Annotated in this window: 24 protein-coding genes; 8 read left to right on the top strand and 16 right to left on the bottom strand. The window is 64.4% G+C overall.

The genetic code is table 11. The features are described 5' to 3' along the window. The first annotated feature begins 133 nt into the window (after window positions 1-133). Window positions 134-2062 carry a formate/nitrite transporter family protein gene (locus tag BW940_RS12330; protein WP_076609514.1) on the top strand — a complete coding sequence of 643 codons (1929 nt, stop codon included), beginning with the start codon at window positions 134-136 and terminating at the stop codon, window positions 2060-2062. Window positions 2063-2142: 80 nt separating this feature from the next. Then, window positions 2143-2841 (top strand): SDR family NAD(P)-dependent oxidoreductase, encoded by a 699-nt coding sequence (locus BW940_RS12325; RefSeq protein WP_076609513.1) that lies wholly within the window; start codon window positions 2143-2145, stop codon window positions 2839-2841. A gap of 102 nt (window positions 2842-2943) precedes the next feature. Here the strand turns inward: BW940_RS12325 and BW940_RS12320 are convergent, their stop codons facing one another. Both BW940_RS12320 and BW940_RS12315 read right to left on the bottom strand, forming a co-directional pair. Continuing rightward, entirely contained in the window at window positions 2944-3228 is a 285-nt protein-coding gene (locus tag BW940_RS12320; RefSeq protein ID WP_076609512.1) for a translation initiation factor eIF-1A, read from the bottom strand. A gap of 119 nt (window positions 3229-3347) precedes the next feature. Further along, window positions 3348-3860: a YkgJ family cysteine cluster protein gene (locus BW940_RS12315; protein ID WP_076609573.1), complete on the bottom strand. Its 513-nt coding sequence runs from the start codon at window positions 3858-3860 to the stop codon at window positions 3348-3350. Between the two features lie 598 nt (window positions 3861-4458). Between BW940_RS12315 and BW940_RS12310 the strand changes: the two genes are divergently transcribed. Then, a complete protein-coding gene (locus BW940_RS12310) occupies window positions 4459-5220 on the top strand; it encodes a response regulator (protein ID WP_076609511.1) in 762 nt (253 codons plus the stop codon). 230 nt (window positions 5221-5450) lie between these two features. Continuing rightward, on the top strand, window positions 5451-7562 hold the full coding sequence (locus BW940_RS12305) for a PAS domain-containing sensor histidine kinase (protein ID WP_076609572.1): 2112 nt from the start codon (window positions 5451-5453) through the stop codon (window positions 7560-7562). A 95-nt stretch (window positions 7563-7657) separates the two neighbouring features. Here BW940_RS12305 and BW940_RS12300 read toward each other — a convergent pair whose 3' ends face one another. After that, the gene (locus tag BW940_RS12300; RefSeq protein WP_076609571.1) at window positions 7658-8380 is read right to left on the bottom strand and encodes a fumarylacetoacetate hydrolase family protein; all 723 of its coding nucleotides are present in this window, start codon (window positions 8378-8380) and stop codon (window positions 7658-7660) included. 110 nt (window positions 8381-8490) lie between these two features. On the opposite strand from BW940_RS12300, the gene BW940_RS12295 reads away from it, so the two are divergent. After that, complete coding sequence (locus BW940_RS12295) at window positions 8491-9381, top strand: sulfurtransferase (RefSeq protein WP_076609510.1); 891 nt, start codon at window positions 8491-8493, stop codon at window positions 9379-9381. Between the two features lie 96 nt (window positions 9382-9477). Here BW940_RS12295 and BW940_RS12290 read toward each other — a convergent pair whose 3' ends face one another. The 13 genes from BW940_RS12290 to BW940_RS12230 form a co-directional block, all read right to left on the bottom strand. Further along, window positions 9478-10506 carry an amidohydrolase family protein gene (locus BW940_RS12290; protein ID WP_076609509.1) on the bottom strand — a complete coding sequence of 343 codons (1029 nt, stop codon included), beginning with the start codon at window positions 10504-10506 and terminating at the stop codon, window positions 9478-9480. Between the two features lie 140 nt (window positions 10507-10646). Then, on the bottom strand, window positions 10647-10862 hold the full coding sequence (locus BW940_RS12285; RefSeq protein ID WP_076609508.1) for a hypothetical protein: 216 nt from the start codon (window positions 10860-10862) through the stop codon (window positions 10647-10649). Between the two features lie 121 nt (window positions 10863-10983). Next, entirely contained in the window at window positions 10984-11400 is a 417-nt protein-coding gene (locus BW940_RS12280; RefSeq protein ID WP_076609507.1) for a hypothetical protein, read from the bottom strand. Window positions 11401-11483: 83 nt separating this feature from the next. Next, window positions 11484-12269 carry an adenosylcobinamide amidohydrolase gene (locus BW940_RS12275; protein WP_076609506.1) on the bottom strand — a complete coding sequence of 262 codons (786 nt, stop codon included), beginning with the start codon at window positions 12267-12269 and terminating at the stop codon, window positions 11484-11486. Further along, complete coding sequence (cobD, locus tag BW940_RS12270) at window positions 12266-13336, bottom strand: threonine-phosphate decarboxylase CobD (protein WP_076609505.1); 1071 nt, start codon at window positions 13334-13336, stop codon at window positions 12266-12268. Before cobD ends, BW940_RS12275 begins: the two co-directional genes overlap by 4 nt. Continuing rightward, window positions 13326-14372, bottom strand: a complete 1047-nt coding sequence (gene cobT, locus BW940_RS12265; protein WP_076609504.1) for a nicotinate mononucleotide-dependent phosphoribosyltransferase CobT — start codon at window positions 14370-14372, stop codon at window positions 13326-13328. The genes cobD and cobT overlap by 11 nt, the downstream gene beginning before the upstream one ends. A gap of 2 nt (window positions 14373-14374) precedes the next feature. After that, window positions 14375-14953, bottom strand: coding sequence for an NTP transferase domain-containing protein (locus BW940_RS12260; RefSeq protein ID WP_076609503.1), 579 nt, complete (start codon window positions 14951-14953; stop codon window positions 14375-14377). Continuing rightward, the gene (gene cobS, locus BW940_RS12255; RefSeq protein WP_076609502.1) at window positions 14953-15714 is read right to left on the bottom strand and encodes an adenosylcobinamide-GDP ribazoletransferase; all 762 of its coding nucleotides are present in this window, start codon (window positions 15712-15714) and stop codon (window positions 14953-14955) included. Before cobS ends, BW940_RS12260 begins: the two co-directional genes overlap by 1 nt. Beyond that, window positions 15711-16646: an adenosylcobinamide-phosphate synthase CbiB gene (cbiB, locus tag BW940_RS12250; RefSeq protein WP_076609501.1), complete on the bottom strand. Its 936-nt coding sequence runs from the start codon at window positions 16644-16646 to the stop codon at window positions 15711-15713. Before cbiB ends, cobS begins: the two co-directional genes overlap by 4 nt. Window positions 16647-16707: 61 nt before the next feature. Further along, on the bottom strand, window positions 16708-17346 hold the full coding sequence (locus BW940_RS12245; protein WP_076609500.1) for an HAD family hydrolase: 639 nt from the start codon (window positions 17344-17346) through the stop codon (window positions 16708-16710). A 186-nt stretch (window positions 17347-17532) separates the two neighbouring features. Continuing rightward, window positions 17533-18144, bottom strand: coding sequence for a translation initiation factor IF-2 subunit beta (locus tag BW940_RS12240; RefSeq protein WP_076609499.1), 612 nt, complete (start codon window positions 18142-18144; stop codon window positions 17533-17535). Between the two features lie 89 nt (window positions 18145-18233). After that, window positions 18234-18620 (bottom strand): DUF5789 family protein, encoded by a 387-nt coding sequence (locus tag BW940_RS12235; RefSeq protein WP_076609498.1) that lies wholly within the window; start codon window positions 18618-18620, stop codon window positions 18234-18236. A gap of 63 nt (window positions 18621-18683) precedes the next feature. Next, window positions 18684-19139 carry a ferritin-like domain-containing protein gene (locus tag BW940_RS12230; protein WP_076609497.1) on the bottom strand — a complete coding sequence of 152 codons (456 nt, stop codon included), beginning with the start codon at window positions 19137-19139 and terminating at the stop codon, window positions 18684-18686. Between the two features lie 122 nt (window positions 19140-19261). On the opposite strand from BW940_RS12230, the gene BW940_RS12225 reads away from it, so the two are divergent. The 3 genes from BW940_RS12225 (at window position 19262) to ilvB (ending at window position 23656) form a co-directional block, all read left to right on the top strand. Then, entirely contained in the window at window positions 19262-19855 is a 594-nt protein-coding gene (locus tag BW940_RS12225) for a winged helix-turn-helix transcriptional regulator (protein WP_076609496.1), read from the top strand. A gap of 403 nt (window positions 19856-20258) precedes the next feature. Next, the gene (locus BW940_RS12220; protein ID WP_394329402.1) at window positions 20259-21500 is read left to right on the top strand and encodes a LeuA family protein; all 1242 of its coding nucleotides are present in this window, start codon (window positions 20259-20261) and stop codon (window positions 21498-21500) included. A gap of 338 nt (window positions 21501-21838) precedes the next feature. Further along, complete coding sequence (gene ilvB, locus BW940_RS12215) at window positions 21839-23656, top strand: biosynthetic-type acetolactate synthase large subunit (RefSeq protein ID WP_076609495.1); 1818 nt, start codon at window positions 21839-21841, stop codon at window positions 23654-23656. Window positions 23657-23691: the final 35 nt, after the last annotated feature.

Raw genomic sequence — 23691 nt, 5'->3', positions numbered from 1 at the left:
CTCATACCCACGTAGGGTTCCGCCATCGTACGGCACTCGTCGGATTGGAAACCGGTAACATGGTCGATCCCAACGGCCCGTTTCCTCGCGCTCAAAGCCAAATGCTTAGTTCGTCTATTGGCTCGATAAACGCATGAGTGACTCTGATACTTCCGAACGTGGTGACGGAAGGGTTTCGTCTCACGGTCCGACGGACCCACCGGACCACTCCGAGACAGAGACGGCAACGGGGACGTCGACGGAGACGGCAACGGGGACGTCGACGGAGACGGTCCGTGATGCGGTCGAACGATCCAGACACGGTGCGCCCGCAGTCGGATCGGTCGTTCGTGATCGATTCTCGTCCGACGAGGTCTTCCAGCGAATCATCGCAGATGCCGACGAAGAGATCACGTCGGGCAACCGTGAGCTCTTTTTCAGCGGGCTCGCCGCCGGCTTCGCGATCACGATCACGTTTTTGTTGTACGCCTCGATGTACGCCTCGACGGACGGCCATCCGATACTAAGTTCGCTGCTGTATCCGCTCGGGTTCATCTACATCATCATCGGCGGCTACCAACTGTACACCGAGAACACGCTCCCGCCAGTAGCGCTCACCCTCGAGCGCCTCGCCAGCCTGCCGGCACTGCTTCGCCACTGGTTGATCGTCCTCACCGGCAACTTCGCCGGCGGTGCGCTGGGCGCAGTTGCGCTCACGTGGGGTGGCGTATTCTCACCAGAGGCGGCCATCGCGGCGACGAACATCGCACATCACGGCGTCGAGACGGCGTGGTGGGACCTGTTCTTCAAGGCCGTCTTCGCCGGACTGATTGTCGCCGGCGTCGTCTGGGTCACGTTCGCCTCACGTGATACGATCTCCCGGCTCGCCGTCGTCTATCTCGCCTTCCTGGCGATCCCGCTCGGGAATCTCTTTCACGTGGTTGTCTCCTTCACCGAACTGCTCTACCTGGTCTTTGCCGGCGAATACGGCTTCGTCGCCGGGATGGGCGGGTTCGTGTTGCCGGTGTTGCTCGGGAACACGCTCGGTGGCATCTTGCTCGTCACCGTCGTCAACTACTACCAGACGAGCGAACAACGACTCGAGTCCGCCCGGTTTGAAGGCATCGAGCGTCGCCTCTCCGTTCGAGAGTGGACCTTCGGGAGTCTCGTCGGGCGATCTTACGTGCCGTTGATCGATACCGCCGAAACCGCGGTCTCCGCCGGTCCCGCCGCGGACGACGAGACGTACCAGATCGTGGTTCCGATCGCGAACCCGCGCACCGAATCGCGACTCGTCGACCTCGCCACGACGCTTGCGAGCATGCACGAGTCCGCAACCGTCCACGTCGTCCACATCGTCCAGACGCCCGATCGACCGGGCGCGGCTGGAAGCGATAAACAGCGTGCCCGAATCGTCGCCGAATCGGAGGAACTGCTCGAGGACATCGACGCCTCCGTCGCCTACGACAACGTCGAATACGAGACATCGACGATCGTTACCCACCGCTCGTTCGAGGAGATATTCGATACTGCACAACGCCAGCACGCCGACCTCGTAATGATGGGCTGGGGCGGTAACAAGCTCTGGGATGCCGCACGCGCCGAACGTCCGCTCAGCGAGTTGACCAGCCAGCTTCCCTGTGATTTCCTCGTGTTCAAAGACCGTGGACTGGACACCTCGCGGATCCTCCTGCCGACGGCCGGCGGCCCGGATTCGGATCTGAGCGCGGAGGTTGCGAAGACGCTCAGCACGACCGTCGGTGCCGAGGTCTCCCTGTTGCATATCGTCGACGGCCCGGACGCACGCGAGGAGGGCGAACAGTTCCTTGCGGAGTGGGCCGCCGACCACAACCTCCACGATGCCGAGCTCATCGTCGACGACTCCGGCGACGTCGAGGGCGCGATCTGTCGCGAAGCCGCCGAGAACACGATGATGCTGATCGGCGCGACGGAACGGGGGCTCCTCTCGCGGCTCGTGACCGGTTCGTTGCACTTAGACGTCGTCAACGACGTTGACTGTTCGGTGTTGCTCGCCGAGCGCCCGACCGAGCGCAGCATCTTCAAGCGGTTGTTCGGCCGCTAGTGACAGTTTCATCCGGCTGACCAACCTGAGTGCCCCCATGAGGGGGATAGTTTTCTGTGGGACGCACACGTACCGCTTCTATGGACGTATCGACAGTCATTGTCACCGGTGGCACTCGTGGAATCGGACGCGCCGTTGCCGACGCCTTCGCTGAAACCGGCGCGACAGTCGTCGTTGGCGCTCGAGACGGCGATGCAGTTACGGCGACCGCCGAGTCACTCGAGGCTGCGGGGGGCGTTGCAGCCGGCGTTCGGGCCGACGTCCGCGACGAACTGGATCTCGAGCGACTGGTCGAAACCGCGTCTCGAGCCGGCGAGACTGGTGGTATCGACGTCGTCATCCCCGCGGCAGGTGTGTATCACGGTGAGCCGGGGACGACACCGACTGACGGTGACTCCTATGCGGCATTTGATGATCACTGGCAGATCAACGGACGCGGCGTGTTCGCGACGATTCGCGAGGCACTCCCGCATCTGAACGACGGCGCTCGCGTGCTCGTGCCGACGGGATCGATCGCCCGCGAAACGAAACCGGGCTATGGCTCGTATGCGATCTCGAAGGCGACTGCAGAGGCTGTCGCTCGAGGGTTCGCGGCCGATACCAACTACACCGTCGGCTGTCTGGATCCGGGACAGATTGCCACGGAGCTATCTGGTGGGGTGGGTCGCGATCCCGAGTCGATCGCGGAGATGTTCGTCTGGGCGGCGACGGAAGCCGACCCCGAGACGATCGACGGAGCAGTCGTTGGGTTACGGGAATGGAAACAAGCAACACGCTGAGAAGCCGTGCACTCGGCTGCTGGCCGGAGTATCGAAAGCGCCGTCGCTCGTCTGTCGGCGGTCGTCTGCAGTAAAATCTCGTTTAGTAGCCGTTGCCGAGGTTCAATCGATGTGGCCTTCACGACGCAGTTGATCTGCGTCCTGGCTGGTGTAGCGCCACTCGATCGTGGCCTTCTCGTCTTGCCAGTCCCAGGGCTCGGCGACGACGATGTCGTCTTGCTCGATCCAGGTGCGGTATTTCATACGACCTGGGATGCGGCCGAGCCGTTCCTCGCCGTCCTCACAGCGGAGTTGCACGTGGTTCCCACCAAGGTGTTCGGTTACGACGGCGAATACTTCATCGCTGTTGGGCATACGGAGGTTCCGACGCCCGGATTCTTCTGTCACAGTCTCACTACGCGGGGCAGACGTTTAAAACATTGGAGAGCAGTGGTAACAACTAACTCAGTACTGAACGTCTACGACCGTGATTGGTCAGTCGAGAATCACTGTCGTCGATCGAGCGCCTACAGTTCGCGATCCGAATCCGGGTTCTCGAGGTCCCACAACACCTCTGGCAGGAACGCCTCGAGGTTGTCGATAACGCTCCGCTCGCTGACGTTCAGCCCCTCGCAGTGGTCGTGGGCCGAGTCCCGAATGTCGACGTGGAGGTCGCCGTCCTCGAGCCAGACGCCGAGTGGAAAGACCGAGCATCTAGTGGGTTTCCAATCCTCCTCGAGATGTAACGAACAGAGGCCGTCCTCGCGCAGAAACGCACAGGCACAGCCGTCCTCGGCGACGTGGTCCTCGCGGTCTTTTTCCTCGCGGGTGACGAACTTCTCGCCGCGAAACTCGGTCGTCGTCTCGGCGAGGTTCGCCCGCTGGGCGAGCTCGAGGAGATCCTGATCGTACAGCAACACGCCGTGCTGGCAACACCAGGTGCAGTCGTCGACACACTCGAAGGTAAGCTCGGGGTCGAACTCGACGACGACCTCGCGGTCGGGATAGACTTCGACGCGCGGGGGAGCCTCGGTACTCACGTCAGCCAGGAAGGGGCGCGGGCAGAAGTGCTTTTCTTCCTGCGATGGCGAGGGACTGATCTCGGTGCGTTCGCACGGAAGGGCTACGTCGTCGAGCGTCCCGAAGCGCAACCATCGTACCGAGCGTTCGATATGTCGGGCAGCGGAGATAGGTCGTGTGCCGATCCTTCCGAAAGTGTCGACGGGCTCGCCGATGTGAGCATCAGTGAGCACGTCAACTGTCGATGTACAACCCGTCTGTGAAGTACCGCGGGGGCAAGTGGTTCGAGACGCTCTGCGTCTCGCCATCTCGAGAGACGAAGTCTCTCGAACGATCCCAGGGTACTCTCGCTATATTTCTGTAGGGGACGCCGACGTGAGACTTCCTATCGAATTCCACGTTCGACTGGTGCTTTCGGACGAACCTGCACCAACGCTACCGGCTATCCAGATGGGGCAAAACTGGGGGCTCGACGGTCATGTGTGCCGTAGCCGACCGAAATGTATGCCCAGGACTCGGTGCCGCGGAAAAACCGCCGATCTCCCAGACGTTCAGCAAAGTCATAATATCCCTAATAACTTAATAATACTTATGTTTGTATGATCTTATTTACCGTACATGGTGAACGAAGTAGCTGATCCCGACGGTCACGGTGGTCACTCGAGTAGCGCGTTGTTCGACGTTCTCTCCAACCCGCAGCGACGGACTGTACTGTTTCACCTTCGCCAGCAAAGGGCCGCAACGCTCGAGGAACTCGTCGACGTCATCGCAGAACTCGACGACTCCGACGGACTCGATCCCGAACACGTACGGACGGCGTTGCTGCACGCCCACGTTCCCAAACTGGTCGACAACTGTCTCGTTACGTACGATCCAGAAGCGAAGATCGTCGAATCGGACGGTATTCACAACGACATCGGCGAGTGGCTCGACCTCGCAGTTCGTCACCAGATCCGATTCGACCGCGCGCTCGAAGGCCGTGAAGAGGCCGACCGACACCCGGACGTTCGAGTGTTACTCGTCGACGACGAGCCCGGACTCGCCGAAACCGTCGGGACCTATGTCGAACGTGAGAACGACGACGTGACGGTCACCACTGCGACGAGCACCGCCGAGGCAGTAACCACACTCGAGGGAGAGTCGTTCGACTGCATCGTAAGCGACTACGAGATGCCGGGTATCAGCGGCCTCGACTTCCTGAAAGTCGTCCGCGAGGAAGACGCGTCTATTCCGTTTATCGTCTTCACCGCCAGAGGGAGCGAGACGATCGCTAGCCGGGCCATCGCGACCGGCGTGACCGACTACGTCCAGAAAGGACCGGATACGGACCAGTTCGACGAGTTGGTCGGTCGGATCCGTACGGCTGTCGACCGAGACTGAACGCGTTGGACACGTCATCCACATCCGTCGCCGAAAACGTCTCGTCGAACGACGCCGACCCAATCAGTGCGAACGTCGAACGAGGCCACCGTTCGAGCCGTTTCACGAACCGAACGAGACGAGAATTCGAGCTCCGTGGGTGCACGGAATCTGACCGAATCAGCCCGAATGGCTCACGAAACCAGAGTTGCTGTGCAGTTCACACGGCCGACGTTTGCAGCATCCAACCGATGACTGATACACGACCGAACTACGAACGATTGATCGAACGTATCTCGGACCCACACTGCGCGGTAGACGCCGAGTGGCAGATCACGTACTGGAACGAGCGGATGGCAGCCTGGACCGAAACGCCAGCAGCGAAAGCCGAAGGCGACCTGCTCTGGGACGTTCTGCCTGCGTTTCGCGGATCAGCACTCGAGTCACACTGCCATGACGCCGTGGCAACCCAGGAGTCACGCTCGATCGAAACCCTGCTCCGTGAACCGTTCGAGTCCCGGGTCGACGTCCATCTCTATCCCGGCGAGGACGGCCTCTCGATTATCGTCCGTGAAGGTGACGAGCATACGGGTCAGCAGTCCGACGTCGAACTCGCGGAAACCGTATTCGAGAACACCCAAGACGCGCTCTTTCTTGTCGACGTCGACGAAGCAGCCGACGAGTTTCGACTCGAGCGAGTCAATCCGGTGTACGAAACCCACACGGGGCTGACGAACGACGAACTCCGTGGCCGTCGACTTCAGGAGGTTTTCACTCCTGAAGAGGGTAAACGCATTCTCGAGAACTACCGGCAGTGCGTCGCCAGGAACGAGCCACTCGAGTACGAGGAGGTGCTTTCGGTTCCCGACGAACGATCCTACTGGGAGACGCGAATCAGTCCCGTCGTCGTCGACGGGGCTATCGTCAAACTCGTCGGTGCGACGCGCAACATCACCGAGCAAAAAGAGCGCGAACGCCAGTACGACGCGATTTTCAACCAGACCTACCAGTTTACCGGGCTGCTAGATCCAGACGGGACGTTGCTGAAGGCGAACGACACCGCGCTGGAGTTCGGTGGGTTCGGCCGCGAGGACGTGATCGGGCGTCCAGTCTGGGAATCCGAGTGGTGGCAGATCGACGCCGAAACCCAGGACCGCCTGCAAGACGCGATCGAAGTGGCGGCCACCGGTGAGTTCGTCCGCTACGACGAAACGGTACAGGGAGCCGACGAGACGGTCGTCATCGACTTCTCGCTTCGACCGATCACCGACGAGCGTGGGGAAGTAGTCCTGATCGTTGCGGAAGGGAGAGATATCACGGCTCTCAAGCGACGAACGCGGGAACTCGAGCAGAAACGAGAGTTTCTCCGACACATCCAGTCGGTTGCGGACATCGGCGGCTGGGAAGTCGACTTCCGGACGGAGACGATGCGATGGACCGACGAGGTCTATTGCATTCACGAACTGCCCCCGGAGTACGAGCCGACCATCGAGGACGGAATCGACTTCTATCACCCTCGAGACAGAGCGACGATCACGGCTGCCTTCGAGCGGCTGTGGACCACGGGCGACGACTACGATCTGGAGTTGCGGATCGTCACGCACACAGACGAGACGCGCTGGGTTCGAACGGTGGGAACGCCGTGGTACGACGACGATGGCAACCTGACCGGTGCTCGCGGCGCGTTCCAGGACATCACCGAACGGAAAGAGCGAGAACGGGAACTCCAGCGGACCAACGCGCGCCTCGAGGAGTTTACCTCCATCGTCAGTCACGACCTCCGGAATCCGTTGACGGTCGCACAGGCCGCGCTCGAACTCGGGCGCGAGAGTTGTTCGTCGGCGGACTTCGATCGGATCGAGGCCGCCCACGAGCGAATGAACGCGCTCGTCACCGACCTGCTGACGCTCGCACGCGAGGGCCGGCAAGTCGACGAGACACGCCCGGTCGCGCTCGGGCCGCTGGTCGAGTCTGTCTGCGAAACGGTACCAGCGGACTGGGAGACGCTGGCGGTCGACCTCGAGACCTACCGCGTCGAGGCCGACGAGTCGCGTCTGCGCCAGTTGATCGAGAACCTCCTCTCGAACGCCGTAACCCACGGCGGCGAGGGCGTGACGATTCGGATCGGTCCCCTCGAGGACGACGACGGGTTCTATCTGGAAGACGACGGCCCGGGTATCCCACCGACGCAGCGCCAGGAAATATTCGATCGAGGGTACTCGACGACGGGCGAGGGGACCGGCTTCGGCCTCGCCATCGTCAGGAGCATTGCCGATGCTCACGGCTGGACCGTCGAGGCGACCGAAAGCGCCGACGGGGGTGCACGGTTCGAGATAAATACCGAACCGCCCACGCCGCTGTGAGTGGCTGTAGATCGTCTCGTACGGGCCGCTGTAAGCCATCGAGGATGCAACCGTCCCGAAGCGGTTGCGCCGGGACATCGTTACAGCAACCCGTCTCAGTCGCTCGAGCCGACCACCGTGTTCCGGAGTGTGCCGACGCCCTCGTAGGTGATTTCGACGGTGTCACCGGGTTCGACCAATCCGGGGTTGGCGGGACTGCCGAAGGCGATCACGTCGCCGGGGCGGAACGTGAATCGCCGGGAGAGGTAGGCGATAATCTCCTCAGGGCCGAACAGCATGAGTTCCGTGTTCGCTTCCTGGCGGCGCTCGCCGGCGACGTCGGTGTGCATGTCGATCCCCGACGGGTCGACGGCGGTCTCGATCCACGGCCCGAGCGGCCCGGAGCCGTCGAACGCCTTGCGCGCGGTGCGACCCTGCTGGTCGAGCGCGTCGACGTCGTTCATGATGGTGTAGCCCCGGACGACGTCCGACACCTCGTCTTCGGTGAGGTTGTTGCAGGGTTCGTCGATGACGGCCGCGAGTTCGCCCGCGTAGGTGAGTTCCTCGGTGAACTCGGGGTAGGGGATCGGCTCCCGGTGGCCGAGCAGCGACGCCGGCGGTTTGATGAAGAAGTCGGGTTCCTCGGGGCGTTCGTACTCCATCTGATCGAGCGTCGCCGCGTAGTTGCGCCCGACGCAGTACAGCGCCGAGGGCTCACAGGGTGGCAACAGCGTGCCATCGACGCCGACCTCATAGACGCCGTCGTCGCCGTGAACGATGCCGTCCTCGTACCGTCCTGCAACCGGCCCATCGTCCGTCTCGATTCGCGCGAGTTTCATCATCGGCGGTCTCGGTTCCGACGGATTAGGCGTACCGGTTTGCTTGCGAACCGGTTCGGGTCGAATCGACGTGTTACCGTTTTGACGCTGCTCGTGGGAGCCACTCGCGCATGTCCGAATACGACACCGACGTACTGGTTTCGGCGGACTGGGTCGAAGACCACCTAGACGAGTTTCAGGCGGACGATCCCGACTATCGGCTCGTGGAAGTCAACAGCCCCGAATCGCCAGATGAAGGCGACTTCCCGTCGCGCTACGAGGAAGGTCACGCGCCGGGTGCAATCGGCCTCCAGTGGGATGAGGACCTCTCCGATCAGGACCAGCGGGACGTTCTGAAAAAGGACGACTTCGAGACGGTCGTCGGCGAGCACGGCATCAGCGAGGACTCGACGGTCGTCTTCTACGGCGACGGCTGGATTCCCAACTGGTTCGCGCTGTTTGCCTACTGGGAGTTCACGTACTACGGCCACGAGGACGCGAGAGTTCTCGACGGCGGCAAGGACTACTGGGTCAACGAGGAGTACCCGCTGACCGAGGACGAACCCGACTTCCCGGAACAGGAGTACACTGCGAAGGGCCCGTTCGAGAGCATCCGCGCCTACAAAGACGACGTCGACATGGCCCGCGAGGCCGGCATCCCGATGGTCGACGTCCGCTCCCCCGAGGAGTTTACCGGCGAGATCATCGCCCCCGAAGGCATGCAGGAAACCGCCCAACGCGGGGGCCACATCCCCGGCGCATCGAACGTCCCGGTCAAGACCAACCTGCGCGACGACGGCCGGTTCAAAGGACCCGACGAACTCGAGGCCCTCTACGCCGACGTCGGCATCGACGGCGACGAGTCGGTCGTCACCTACTGTCGCGTCGGCGAGCGGTCGGCGATCGCGTGGTTCGCCCTCCACGAACTGCTCGAGTACGAGGACGTCCACAACTACGACGGCTCCTGGACCGAGTGGGGGAATCTTATCCGCGCTCCGCTCCAAAAAGGCGACGGCGAGTAACAACGAGCCGTCGAAACGCGATCGGTGACCGCCGAGAGCGACGAGCGTGACGGACGACAGCGACACTGCTGACCGATCGTGGCCCCTCGGCGTGTCTCACTGGAGGAGGCGTTCGATGGTCCGGTATCGAATGTCTGCCCATGCGTCCGCGGAGAGGTCGAACCGGTCGAACAGCGTGACCTGTGGCGTCTCCTGTCCCGAATGGAGGTAGTCCGTCCCGAAGAGGAGCTGTTCGTGGTGGGCCTCGAGAAAGCCCTGTGCGTACGCCTCGTCACGCGTGAGGGCGTTCCAGCCCGAAAGACCAGAAATGTCGCCGTAGATATTGTCGTATGCGTCGAGCAGTTCGGGGACCCGTCCACCGGGCTCGATCGACCTTGACGGATACTCGCCACGGTCGTCCCAGCTGACATCTGCGGAGATGTGAGCCCACCACGCGTGGGCGTGAGCGATGAAATTGACTGCCGGATAGGAGGCCAGTACATCTTCGAGTCGCGGGAGTCCGACCTCGTCCAGCATTGCTTTCTCGTCAGTGTGAAAGAGAACCGGCAGCCCGTGGTCGGCACACAGTTCGTACAGCGTCTCGAGTCGTGAATCGTCGATCGGCAGGCCGGCTTTCAGTTCACCGAAGCCACGGGCGCCCCGCTCGACGTAGCGCTCGAGCAGGTCCGTGACGGCTCCGAAGTCGTCCTCGTAGACCAGCGTCCGTGGATCGACCGTACAGAAAGGAATCAGTCGGTCCGGATACGCCGCAACCTGCTCTAAGACCCACCAGCTCGGTGCCTGAACGGGGTAGCTCTCGGGTGAGTCGAGCGCCAGAACGACGGCGCGGTCGATACCGTGCGTGTCCATCCACGACACCAGATCGTCGACGTCCAGTGGGTCCCTGTCGAGCGTCTCGTCAGGGATCAGATGCGTGTGGACGTCAATCAGCGGCTGGTCGGCGACCGCGTCCTGTACCGATTCGGCTTGAGGGCGCGGCTCCGTCTCACGAGTAGTCCCGACTCCCGCAGCCGTCCCCGTCCCGACGAGGCCGACGGAGCCGGTGAGACCGATCCCGACGCGCTCGAGCACTCGTCGTCGCGTCGTCTCCGGGTGCCGTCGACGAATCGCTCGCGTTCGCGACATGCCGTGTGCTCCCACGAGTCCGATGATAACGGTACGGGGGACCGGTCACGATCGTGATCGGTTCGCCTGTGTTCGAGTGCCGAAGACGGCCCGATTCGAGGTACCGTCGCTACTGAGAGCCACCGCGTTCGAACCTCCCCTCACTCCTCTATGATGAGATACGTCCGTCCACTGCGGTGCTCGAGTGAGACGACATCGGTATCGACGTTCGACTGGACGAACTCGTCGATGCCAGCCGTGTGGACCTCGGTGACGTCGATTCGGCGTCGTCGGGGCTCGGCCTCGAGTGTGGCTGGTCGCTCGTCTCCGTCCGTCAGTTCGCTGCGGTCGTCAGTACGGTCGACGATCAGTGCCATACTGTTCAGTGAGTGGGACAGTACGTGAATGCGATCCAGCCGGAGTGAAAGTGAAAGTACAGGACTGCGTTGCCGTCCCGCGCGCTGGCCGGTGTCCAAGCGACTGCCTCGAGGAGCCGACTCACCCGATCTGTTTGAGTTCGACCAGATGCGGCCCGTCGTCGGTGTCGATCGTGGTCGCCTCGAGGATTGCCTCGCGCGCACGAGTCTGCCACTCCTCGACGGCGTCGGCGTGGCGTTTGCGAATCTCCTCGCTCTCCGCTGGTGTGGCGTCCTCGAGTGCCGCCTCGAGGCGGGGGTAGTCATCGAGTACGTCGCCCTCGATAACGGACTCCGGCGGGACGTGGACGGCCCCGGTCAGTTCGGTATCGTCGCGCTGATAGACGTGGAGTCGGGCGCGCATCCGGCCGTGAAACGGTGGCGTCACCCGGAGGACGGCCTCACCCGGATTCTCCTGTGTGTAGGCGTAGGCGCTGGCGGCGTCGCCCGGCGAGAGCGCGAGCGAGCGGATCGTCGTCGGGTCGTCGTCCTCAGCCATTGCTCGACCGTTGGACTCGAGATGGGTTAACGTTTCGAGGCAAGGTTGGCGATCTGTCGTCGCGGTCACAGGGTGGGTCCCACTCAGTCCTCGAGTGCAGGCCGAAAGACGTCCGCCCGGACGTCGGTCGAGACGCCGTAAGGGGCGTCGGAAACGGTGTCGGGGAGCGTCGAATCGCAGCCCTCGTAGTGTGCCTGGAGGGTCGCACGCAGCGCCTCGCGAACACAGGCTCGAGTCGCCGCGCCGATGTCGGTGCCACTGCCCGAAAAGGCAATCTGCTCGCCCGTCGGGTCGTGGCCGGCGATGATCGCGTCCGTCGTCGTGCCCGGATAGCCGGTTTCGGCGAGCAGCGTCGCGGCTTTCGCCTCCGCGGCGACGGCGACGAGGTTCGCCAGCGCACCGGGGGCGAGCGCGCGTGTCGTACCGACGATGAGGTTGACCGTCCCGTGGCCCGGTCGCCGGTCGTCGCTATCCGCTTCGGACCGGCTGGCGTCTTTAGATGGCTCCATCGGCAACGCGGCCGGGTTCGAGATCCCGGCCGTCGCGTAGGCCGTCACGGAGCCACACCGAGCGCCGCGAGCGTCGCGCTGTTTGGCCCCGGTGAGCAGCGCCGGGCCACCGTCGACTCGAGTCTGGTCGTGACCGTCTCGGTCGGAGCCAGCGGCGAAGCCGGCCCGTTCGAGCCGTTCTGCAATGTACGCGTCGAGATCCGTCCGCTCCCAGCCGTCCGGAACCGTGACGTTGTAAGCCGCGTCTGCCATCCGTCGCCCGCCGTTCCACCCCGTCGAAAGCCACTCGGTTCCGGATCGGGAGACGCGGAGAACCCCCGCCCGTCGAACCGCGTCGTAGGCTGGCTCGAGTCCGGTCATTCGCTGGCTTCGTCCCCGTCCAGTCCGGTTTGCTCGTCGCCCTCGAGCACGCCGAGTGCCGCGAGCAGTCGATCGTTCGCCTCGCGGTCCTTGACGGCGACGCGGATGTGTGACTCGAGGCCGCGAAACGTCGTCGCGTCGCGGATGGCGACGCCGTCCGCGCGGGCCGAGGCGATCACGTCGTCGACGGCGCGGTCGCCGACGTCACAGAGCAGGTAGGGAGCTGCGGAGGGACCGACGTCGAAGCGTCGCTCGAGTGCCTCGCGCATCCGAGTACGTTCACGGGCGACCCCCTCGCGCGTCTCACGGACGAACGCGTCCTGACGCAGGCAGTGGGCACCGACGCTGGCAGCGGGCGTGCCCAGCGACCACGCGCGCCGGGCCGTCTCGAGGGCGTCGAGCCGGTCGCCGCTCGCGACGGCAAAGCCGGCCCGCAGCCCCGGCAGCCCGAACAGCTTGGTGAGCGAGCGGGCGACGATCACGTGCTCGGCCTCGAGGCCGGCCGCCGACGGACGGTCGGTGAAGCCGAGAAACGCCTCGTCGACCAGCAGCGTCGTCCCGTGCTCGCCACAGCGGGCCGCAAACGCCGCCAGTTCGTCCGGGTCGGCCACGTCGCCGGTCGGGTTGTTCGGCGTACAGACGATCGCCAGCGCAGCTGACTCGAGGACGTCGCCCTCGGTCTCGAGGATCTCGTCGTGGGGGACGAACTGCGGCGACGCACCCTGTAGCTGGACCTCGCGGGCGTACTCGCCGAAACTGGGGTACGGAACTAGCGCGTCGTCGCCGGGCTCGAGCGTGATTGCCATCGCCAGCCGAATCGCGGCCAACCCGCCGGGCGTCGGGATCACTCGCTCTGGCGTACAGCCGACGAACTCGGCCGCAGCGGCCCGGAAATCGGAGTAGCTGTCGTCGGGGTAGCGACGCGACCCCTCGAGCGCGCGGTCGTACACCGCCGCGACGCCGTCGGGCGTGTATGGGTTGGTGTTCGCCGAAAAATCGAGGATGTCGGGGTCGGTGTCGCCACCATGGGGGACGCGCTCGCCCGCGCGGATCGACTCAGGGTTCATGCTCGGCCTCTGGCTCCGAGTCGGCCGTGTCGTCCCCGCCGTCGTCCGCCGTGCCGTCGATTCCGAGACGGGCACACACCGTCTCGAAGCGATCCAGAACCGCGTCGAATCGGTCGTCGGGGACGAGTGCGAGCGCACCGCCCATCGCGACGCCTTCCTTCGCTTCGCCGGCACAGTAGCGGTTCATCGAGACGTGATCGCGAGCGTCGAAGCCGGGATCGGTGACGGTCAGCTCACAGTCCAGTCGCGAACAGGTCTCGCCGAGTCGGTCGCCCTGTTCGTCCGCGACGAAGGACGTGGTCGCGATCGACAGCGGCGCGTCGACGTCGGCGTGGCGAAGGAGCGCCGCGACGGCGACCATCTGGGTCCCGCCGGCGAGCGTGACGTTGATTCCTGCCTCGAGCGCACCGGAGGCGATTCCCGTGACGGTCGCCTGCACCGGGTCGCCGACGGCCCGGATCGCCTCGACCGGCTCGCCCTCGAAGCTGCCGGGCGCAGCATCGCTCGCCTCGAGTGCCGCGTCGACGACCTCACGTTTGCGCTCGATTGGGTTCTCCGGCAGTGACGAGGAGACGCCGGCCGGCTCGCCGAGGGCGGTGAGCACGCCGAGTGCAGTCGTCGTCCCGCCGGGGACCGTCTCACCGATCATGAGTTCGTCGTCGGGCAGACTCGAGCCGTACGTGTGTGCGCGGTCGAAGATCGCTGCGGCGTCGGGGACGGCCGTCGACTCGCGGATGTCGTCGCCGGGTTCGACGCCGAGATCGACAGTGGGCGCGGCCGTCGGCTGGGCGAGACCGGCGTCGACGACTGAGAGGTCGAAGTCGACCACTTCTCGGACGGCTCGCGTCACCGCGGCCGGCGTCGGACAGCCGTTCGGGCTGACCGGCGTCACCGGGGCGACCGTCGGCTCGCCGTATGCGAGGATCTCGACGTCTGCGGAGGGCGTGTGTTCCATCAGATCTGGGGCGGCTCCGGCGGCGCTGATGCCGTCGATCAGCCCCGTCTCGGTCGTGCCGGCAGGGAGGATCACGCGCATCGTTAGCGTCCCTCCGAAGTCAGTCGGCCGGTTGCAATACGGGCGTCTTCGCGTCGGTTCACGTTGATTGCGAGTCGTGGATCGTAGCTTACGTGTGTCATGGATTCAGGTTCGTTCGCATTGCCGACAATGTTGACCCCGGTCGGCGCGAGGTGATCATCCGACTCGAGCGTCGAGTCGATACTGACGCCGAGCCGGCGCTTCAGTGCCACGGGCACGCAGACGGTCCGTGAGGCGTCGCTCTCGCCGTGGGCCGCGAGCACCCGGTCGATCGTGGCTCCCGACAGCAGCGGGAGATCGGCCGCGACGGTCAGAATCGGCGGCTCGATTTCGGGGCGCTCGAGCAACGCCATGAGGTCTGCCACGTAGCCGTCGCCGTTGGTTTCGACCGTCCTCACGCCGTCGGCGCGCTCGAGATGGGCCTGTGTTGCCGGCGCGTTCGGCGAGACGGCGGCGTAACGGGTGTCGACGCGACTTTCTTCGAGAGCCGAGAGCACGCGATCGACCATCGCAACGCCGTCGATCGGATGCAACGGCTTCTCGTGGGGGCTCTCGAGGCGGCTGCCTTCGCCGCCACACATCACAATAGCGTCCATGCGATCACCCCCGCGTGGACGCCGGCGATGCGGCCGATCTCGTTCGCCGCGCCGAAGATGTCGCCGTTGAGCCCGCCGAGGTGTCGGCTCGCCCAGTACCAGGGGAGGCCGATGCCGGCGACGGCCCCGGCGAGTGCGACCGCGCTGGCCGGGTGTGGCCACGTCAACGCGACCGCGGGAAGGGCGACGACGGCCGGAACGACGAACTCGGCGGGCCTCGAGGCGGTGGTGAACTGCTGGCCCATTCCCTCGTAACTCGCATGGCCGAAACAGCACAGTGCGGCCAGGCCGAGTTTCGTTCCGACTTCGGCGGCGACGGCGATTGCGACCGCCACGAGCACGGGCAGGCCGGCCAGTGCGAGGCCGGCCAGCGCGAGCGAGACGACGACGACCGAGACGGCAAGCAGCGCGCCGACGCCGGTCGTCGTGTCCTTGAGAACCTCGCGGCGGCGTTCGACGTCGCCGTGGACGACGAGCGCGTCGCCCAGATCCGCCACGCCGTCGAGATGGTGAATCCCGACGACGGCGTAGGTCGCGAGCAGGTAGCCGACGGCGACGGTCGCCGCCGGGAGCACGTCGGCTGCGAGCAGCGGCACCGCAGCCAGCGCCCCGGCGACGTAGCCGACGACTGGAAACACCGCCGGCCGCGAGCGAAACGCGTCCCAGTCGCCGTCCCGGTAGCCGACGGGAAGCCGGGTGAAAAAACCGAGCGCGCCACGCACCGCGGCGAGGTGGCGTCGGATCACAGCGCCATCACCTCGAGCGAGCCCGCGAGCGCGACGGCGAGAAGCGCCGCGACGACGGCGGCCCGTCCGACGACGACAACGGCGCGTTCCCCGTCGGCAACCGTCGGCAGGTCGGCACTGGTGTTGAGGTCGTAGACGCCCGGCTTCGTGAGCCGAACTGAGAGCACGCAGGCGAGCGTCGCCATGGGCCACCCCGAGTTGGGCGAGGGTGGATAGCGTGCCCACTCGCGTGCACGAAGGATAGCACTGGAATCAGCGCCAGCGAGTGCGATTGCGACCGCCGTCACTCGAGCCGGGAGCCACATCACGAGATCGTCGAGGCGGGCACTCGCCGTACCGTGGGGTTTCGACGGGTAGCCGAGCATCGAGTCCAGCGTGTTGACGCCTTTGACCCACGCCGCGGCGGCCGCAGCGGCCGGCAGCGAGACCGGCGCGAGCAGGGCAAACGGGAGGAGCGTCGCGACCAGTCCGTCCGCGAGGTTCTCGCCAGCGCTCTCGACCGCCCCGCTGCGGATCTCTGCGGGCGACAGCGTCGACGTGTCGCGGCCGACGAGTCCCCGAATCTCCTCGCGGGCCGTCTCGAGGTCGTGGTCAGCGGTCGCCGACACGACCGTCTCGGTCAACTCGAGCAGCGAGCGAAGGCTGGTCGTCACGAACAGCACGAGCCCGGCGGCGAGGGCACCGACGAACGGCGAGACGATACTCGTCACAAAAACGAGTCCGCCTGCGGCGGTTGCCGGAACGAGCGGGACGATGAGGGCGATCGCGAAACCCGCCAGTCGCTGGCCGCGCTCGCTGTCGACCCACTTGCGGTCCAGTGGCGCGATAAGCCGGCCCAGCCACGCCACCGGGTGAGCGGCGTTCGGCGGCTCACCAACGAGCCGGTCGAGGGTCAGTGCCAGCCCGATGACGGCGATTGTCGTCAGAAACACCGATTCTCCTCCCCGCTCTTCCGGTCGCTTTCGTTACGCCGTTCGTCGCCCAGCCGCACGGTCATGGTTCGTCCGTCTGCTCGTGGCCCGCTAACCGGGCCGGAATCGACTCGAGTGGGTGGTCTGCGAGCAACAGCGCCGTCCCACCGACGGCTTCGATACCGCCGTCGGTCTGCGGATCGTCGCCGACGTGGACGAGGTCAGCGGTGGCGACGTCGAGTTCGGCCGCGGTGAGTTCGAAAATCTGGGGGGCGGGTTTGCGCCAGCCACAGCCGACGCTCGTGACGATGGCGTCGAAATCGTCGCGGTCGAAGGCGGATCGAACGAGTGTCCGGCCCACCAGTTCGGGCACGCTGCAGTTCGAACAGATCGCGACGGGTCCGTGCTCGCGGGCGGCCTCGACGGCCTCGACGGCACCGGATCTGGTCTCGACCTCGGGGTCGAACGCCGACACGACCGCTCGGCGGGCCGCGTTTCGCTCGTAACTGACGTCGCGACTCGATAGCGCACGCGAGACGTGTGCCGGGAGCGGGACCTCTGCGCCCTCGGGGGCGTCGATATGGAGCTCGGTGTAGGCGTCGCTCCAATCGTCGGGGACGTCGACGTCCCGTTTTTCGAGTTCCGTCGCGACGGCTGCGGCGGGATCGGTCGGTCTGTCGGCGGTCACGAGCGTGTCAAAGAGGTCGAACGAGACTCCCACGTTCGCGTAACTAGTGCAAGTTGACTTTAGCGTATCGAGGCTGGATCGGGATCAGACGGCCCGCAGGCTGGTGACGTCGGCCCGGGTGTCGCCAGCCCGTGGCTCGAGCGGCGCGGTTGGCCTCGAGCGAGGAAGCGAAAGACGAGAGAGACAAAAACGGAGAGAAACGGCGTTCCAAGCGCGTCTTCAGGCAATCCGAGCGAACGCGAGGTTGCCGGAGATGTTCTTGATGTAGATTTCGACGACGTCGCCTTCGTCGGCACCGGGGACAAAGATGGTGTAGTTGCCCTTCTCGGCGACACCGTCGCCCTTGCGGCCGGTGCCGGTGATCTCGACCGTGTAGGTCTTGCCCTCTTCGACGGCGTCGGCCTGCTGTTGTTGCTGGCTGCTCGCCGAGCGCTTGGTGACCGGGCGGAACGCACCACAGGCGTCACAGCGCAGCATCGGCGTGCGGTCCTCGCGCACGAGGCGGGTGTCCGGCAGTCCACACTCCGAACAGAGGACGTACTCGTCGACGTAGGCGTCGATGGCCGCGTTGAAGTCTTTCTCCGAGAACGTCCCGTTGTATCGGCCACGGCCGTCCTCGAGTTTGCCGCTGGTCCCCATCTCGCGCTGAATGAATCGGTGCAGGTGTTCGTCTTCGCGCGAGAGCACGTCGGCGATATCGTCGAGGTTCGTAAACCGCGTGAAGGCACCGTCTTTCTGAGTTTCCGCGTCGGGGATCTGCAGTCGCTGTTCGTCGCCACCGATGTCCGGAACGTCTTCCATCGCTCGGTCGAGACTCGAGTCGTAATCCATACGCGAGAACAGCGGCCGCTGACGTAAATCGGTTCTGCTATGACAGTCGGGGACGGCGCGGTGGCGGGCCGACTGTCGATGACGCGTGGCTACAACGAGTCGCTCCCGCGATCGCTGATCGAACCCTGGCTTTCCTCATCGAGACTGGCGAGGTCACGCTCCGGGTTCGCCTCGGCCGGCGACCCAGCCTGGCCCGTTATTTCGCCGTACACTGCCTCGCGGACTGCCTCGACGCTGTCGAACTGTTCGCCAGCCAACCGATCGAAGACGCTGCCGAGCGACTCCGTCTCGTTCGGCAGGTCGATCGCCTCGTTGCCGTACTCGGTAGCGAGTTCCTCGCTCGTAACCGGGTGCTCGAGGTCGCCCAAATGCCGTTCGACGTCCTCGAGGATCGACTCGGTTGTCTCGGCCCGCTGGGATTGCCGTTGTTCGGCACGATCCTGTACACGGTTGCGACTGGGGCTATCGTCGTTCATGGCCGGGATTACCGTCGGCCGACGGAAGAATGGCCGGCCGGCGAGTTCTGTGGGCCCTTGCGGTCAGTCCTGTGGGAACTGCTTTCTGAAACCGCGGAACTCGGTGTGGTGGGCCTCCTCGTCGGCCAGAATCGTCACGGCAACGTCTTCGGTGACCGGGTCGTTCGCCTCGGCGGCGGCCTCGTGGAGCGATCGATACAGTTCGATCGCGTCGTCTTCGGCCTCGAGCACGCCGTCGATGACCGACTGGACGTCCGTCGTGTCTTCGGGTGGCTGGAGACTCATCTGTGCGGCCTCGAACGCCGCCGATCCCGGCGGGGACTCGTCGAGTTGCTTCAGGCGTTCGCCGAGTATTCGGGCGTGGTCGAGTTCCTCCTGGACGTCTTCCTCGAGACTCGTTTTGACCTCCTCGGCGTGGACGCCGTCGAGGACGATCGCGTTCGTCTGATAGTTCATTATCGTCTCGTGTTCGCTAATGTAGGCCTCCGTCAGGAGGTCGGTAATTTCGTCAGTCGTCATGCGACACTGGGCTACCACGACGACTCCTAAAACGGTATCCTGTGAGTCGTGTGACAGTCACGCCGATCACCCTCGAGAGTCAATACCAGCCCTCTTGGGTATCGCAGCCTAACTATCATTATATGCGCGAACTCGACGACACCGATCTCGAGATCCTCGAGTTACTGCTCGAGAACGCCCGCCGGCCGTACAAGGAACTCGCCGACCACGTCGGGCTGACACCGCCTGCCGTTTCAGACCGGATCTCGCGACTCGAAGACCAGGGGATCATCCAGGGATTCACGATCGACGTCGATCGCGAGCGACTTCGGGGAGACGTGCCTGTACTGGTCGAACTCGAGGCGAGACCGGATGCCGTCGACGACGTGTATGCCGCTGCGGCCGACCTCCCGGGTGTCGACACCATCGCCGAGGGGATGGACGGGCGTGTGATCGTCCACGCCACCCTGCCCGACGCAACCGCTCGCTCGTGGCTCGAATCGGGGCTCGACCTCGAGATGCTGACCGGCTACGACGTCACGCTGCTGGCACGCTCGGATCGCACCGTCGGACTCTCGGCCGAGGAATTCTCGCTCGAGTGTGTGGTCTGTGACAAACAGATCACGGGCGACGGCGTCACCCGAACGGTCGGTGGCGAGGTGAAGACGTTCTGCTGTCCCTCCTGTGAGGCGCGATACGTCGACGAGTACGAAGCCCATCAGGAAGCTCTCGAGTAACGGGATGCCGTCGTGGTCGACGCTGCTGGCAATCCGGACTGCCATGTGAAACGGCAGGGCGAACGCAGCAAAAGTAGATGAATACCGAGTATTGGGCCAGATAAGCGGTCGTTTCGAGATCGCTTGCGGTCGGAAACCGATCGATCTGACCAAACGTCCAGCGACGAGCGCGCGCCAGCGCTCGAGTGGACTCAGAGCGGGGAATCGACCGGTATTTCGGGGTGGCTCGAGCGCCGACGGCGAGCATCCTCAGTTCAGGACTGGTATAATAATAGGAAATAAGGGTTTGTATTAGGTCGTTGGTGTCTTGCGGTTTCCCGTCTTCCACGAGGACTGGTGGCATCCCGTCATATCAACGAGCGCCCATCACAGCGTCAGGTTTATATATGTCGTCCCACCTGGGATTCAGATACAATGTCTTCACAAGACAACCCGTCCTCTGACACCAGTCAGGGGGGTCGAGTTCTTCCAGGGCACGTTAGATTCCACTGACGAAATAGAGTCAGCACGTGTCTTTGATACCACCCTCCGGGATGGTGAACAGTCTCCCGGAACTTCGTTCTCCTACGACGACAAACGGCAGATCGCCTCCGTTCTGGACGATATGGGAACCCACGTCATCGAGGCTGGTTTCCCCGTCAACTCCGACGCGGAGTTCGAAGCCGTTCGTGACATCGCGTCCTCGACACAGTCGACGACCTGCGGATTGGCCCGCGTCGTCGATGCGGACATCGAGGCGGCACTGGATTCCGGCGTCGAGATGGTGCACACGTTCGTCAGCACCAGCGACGTTCAGATCGAGGATTCGATGCACACCACACGGGACGAAGTCGTACAGCGCGCAGTCGACGCAGTCGAGCGTGTCACCGAGACGGGAACGACGTGTATGTTCTCGCCGATGGACGCGACACGGACCGACGAGCAGTTCCTGCTGGACGTGATCGAGGCGGTCACGGAGGCAGGCGTCGACTGGATCAACATTCCCGACACCACTGGCGTCGCAACGCCGACCCGGTTCAAGGCCATGATCGAGAAGATCTGTGCCCACACCGACGCGCGAATCGACGTCCACACACACGACGACTTCGGGCTGGCCACCGCAAACGCACTGGCTGGCATCGAAGCGGGAGCAGATCAGGCACAGGTCTCCGTCAACTCCATCGGCGAGCGAGCCGGTAACGCCGCCTACGAGGAGTTCGTGATGGCCGTCGAGTCGCTCTACCAGACCGATACGGGGATCGACACGACTCGCATCACCGAGCTCTCGGAGATCGTCGAAGAGAAAAGCGGTATGGGAACACCGGGCAACAAGCCGATCGTCGGCGATAATGCCTTCTCCCACGAGAGCGGTATCCACGCCGCTGGCGTCATCGAAAACTCCGATACCTTCGAACCCGGCGTCATGACGCCGGAGATGGTCGGTGCCAAACGACGACTGGTCATGGGCAAACACACCGGGACCCACTCGGTCCGTGAACGCCTGCACGAACGCGGGTTCGATCCGACCAAAGAACAAGTCAAAGCAGTCACTCGCCGCGTCAAAGACTACGGCGCGGAGAAACGACGGGTTACCGTCGACGACTTAGAGCGCTTCGCCAAAGAGGCTGGCGTCGAACGCCAGACAGAGGAGGAGGTGCGCGCCTAAGGGATGGCTGCCCCGTTTGCTACCGTCCGCGAGCCCCTGCTGTGGCGCTCGAGTACGTCCACCCACGAAACTCGCAAGGATTATGTCCCTCGAGAGTCCTACGTGTTCAGTAATGACGGTTCGCGCTCGACTGTCGGTCCGTGCTCGCACGGTCGCCAGCAGCGCGCTCGCTCCGATTCGTATTGTAGGGGCGTCCTCGCCCCACCTCTAGCCTACCGCAGCTCCGATTCCGAACTCGTCGCACCGTTTTCACAGCGACAGCAACTCCAGCAGATGACAGCACACTATACACCCAGCGCCGACCCAACGGATCGCCGTCCTGCGGCGGGAGGCAATCGATGAGCGAACGCGCAGCAAAAGTCACACCAACTGACGCAGACGAACAGGACGACCAGATTACGGACAGCGCAACGCCGGACGCGGCCACCGAGGATGACGCCGACACGGTTTCGGAGACGACACCGACAGCCGTCACCAACGGTGCCCAGTCGGTCGTGCGCGCCCTCGAGAACGCCGGCGTCGAGTACGCCTTCGGCGTGCAAGGCGGCGCGATCATGCCCGTCTACGACGCGCTGTATGACTCTGAGATCACCCACGTGACGATGGCCCACGAACAGGGCGCGGCTCACGCGGCCGACGCCTACGGCATCGTCGCGGGCGAGCCGGGCATCTGTCTAGCGACGTCCGGACCCGGCGCGACCAACCTCGTGACGGGGATCGCCGACGCCGACATGGACTCGGACCCGCTGGTCGCCCTGACGGGCCAGGTGCCGACGGAGTTCGTTGGCAACGACGCCTTCCAGGAGACCGACACAACCGGCGTCACGAAGCCGATCACGAAGGACAACACGTTCTCGAGCGACCCGGACCACGTCGGTACTGACGTCAGCGAGGCGTTCGCACTCGCCAGCGAGGGCCGACCCGGGCCGACGCTGGTCGACCTGCCCAAAGACGTCACCAACGGCGAAACCGACACCGAACCCGACGAGCCGAAAACGCCCGATACCTACCACGTGCAAGAACGGGCCGACTCGGAGATCGTCGCCGCCGCGTCCGACCGACTCGAGAACGCGTCTCGCCCCGTCATGCTCCTTGGCGGCGGCGTGATCAAAGGCGAGGCCAGCGAGGCCTGCCGCGAGTTCGCGATCGAACACGAGATCCCGGTCGTCACGACGATGCCCGGCATCGGGTCGTTCCCCGAGGATCACGAACTCTCGATGGAGATGGCCGGCATGCACGGCACCGGCTTTGCCAACATGGCGATCACCCACTGTGATACGATGTTGGCCATCGGGACGCGATTCGACGACCGCCTGACCGGCGGCATCGAGACGTTCGCGCCCGACGCGGAGATCATCCACGTCGACATCGACCCCGCCGAGATCAGCAAGAACATCTACGCCGACTATCCACTGATCGGTGACGCCGAGACGGTCGTCGGGCAACTCAGCGAGGCCGTCGACGCCTCGCCGGAAGCCAAGAAGTGGCGCGCCCAGTGCCAGCAGTGGAAATCCGACTACTCGATGGCCTACGACGCCCCCGAAGACGAGCCGGTCCGACCGGAGTTCGTCGTCGAGGCCCTCGATGAGGCGACCGCCGACGACACCATCGTCACGACCGGCGTCGGGCAACACCAGATGTGGGCCTGCCAGTACTGGACCTACACCGAGCCCCGAACGTGGGTCTCGAGTCACGGACTCGGGACGATGGGGTATGGCCTGCCCGCAGCGATCGGTGCCCGACTCGCCGCCGACGACGACCAGGACGTCGTCTGTATCGACGGCGACGGCTCGTTCTTGATGACGCTGCAGGGACTCTCGGTCGCCGTGCGCGAGAATCTTGACATCACCGTCGCAGTGCTCAACAACGAGTACATCGGCATGGTTCGACAGTGGCAGGACGCCTTCTTCGAAGGTCGCCACTCCGCGTCGGACTACCACTGGATGCCCGAGTTCGACAAGCTCGCCGAAGCCTTCGGCGCAGCCGGGTTCCGGATCGACGACTACGACGACGTCGCAGAGACGATCGAATCGGCAATCGCCTACGACGGCCCCTCGGTGATCGACGTCCACATCGACCCCGGGGCGAACGTCTACCCGATGGTGCCAAGCGGCGGCGACAACGGACAGTTCGCACTGACGGAGGACCAGCTATGACCGTCGGACGAACACCGTCCGACTGCAACCGAAAC

Source organism: Natronorubrum thiooxidans, assembly GCF_900156475.1.
GTDB classification, from domain to species: Archaea; Halobacteriota; Halobacteria; order Halobacteriales; family Natrialbaceae; genus Natronorubrum; species Natronorubrum thiooxidans.
Note: the sequence above shows the minus strand (reverse complement) of the source record. Positions and strands in the feature narration are given on the sequence as shown.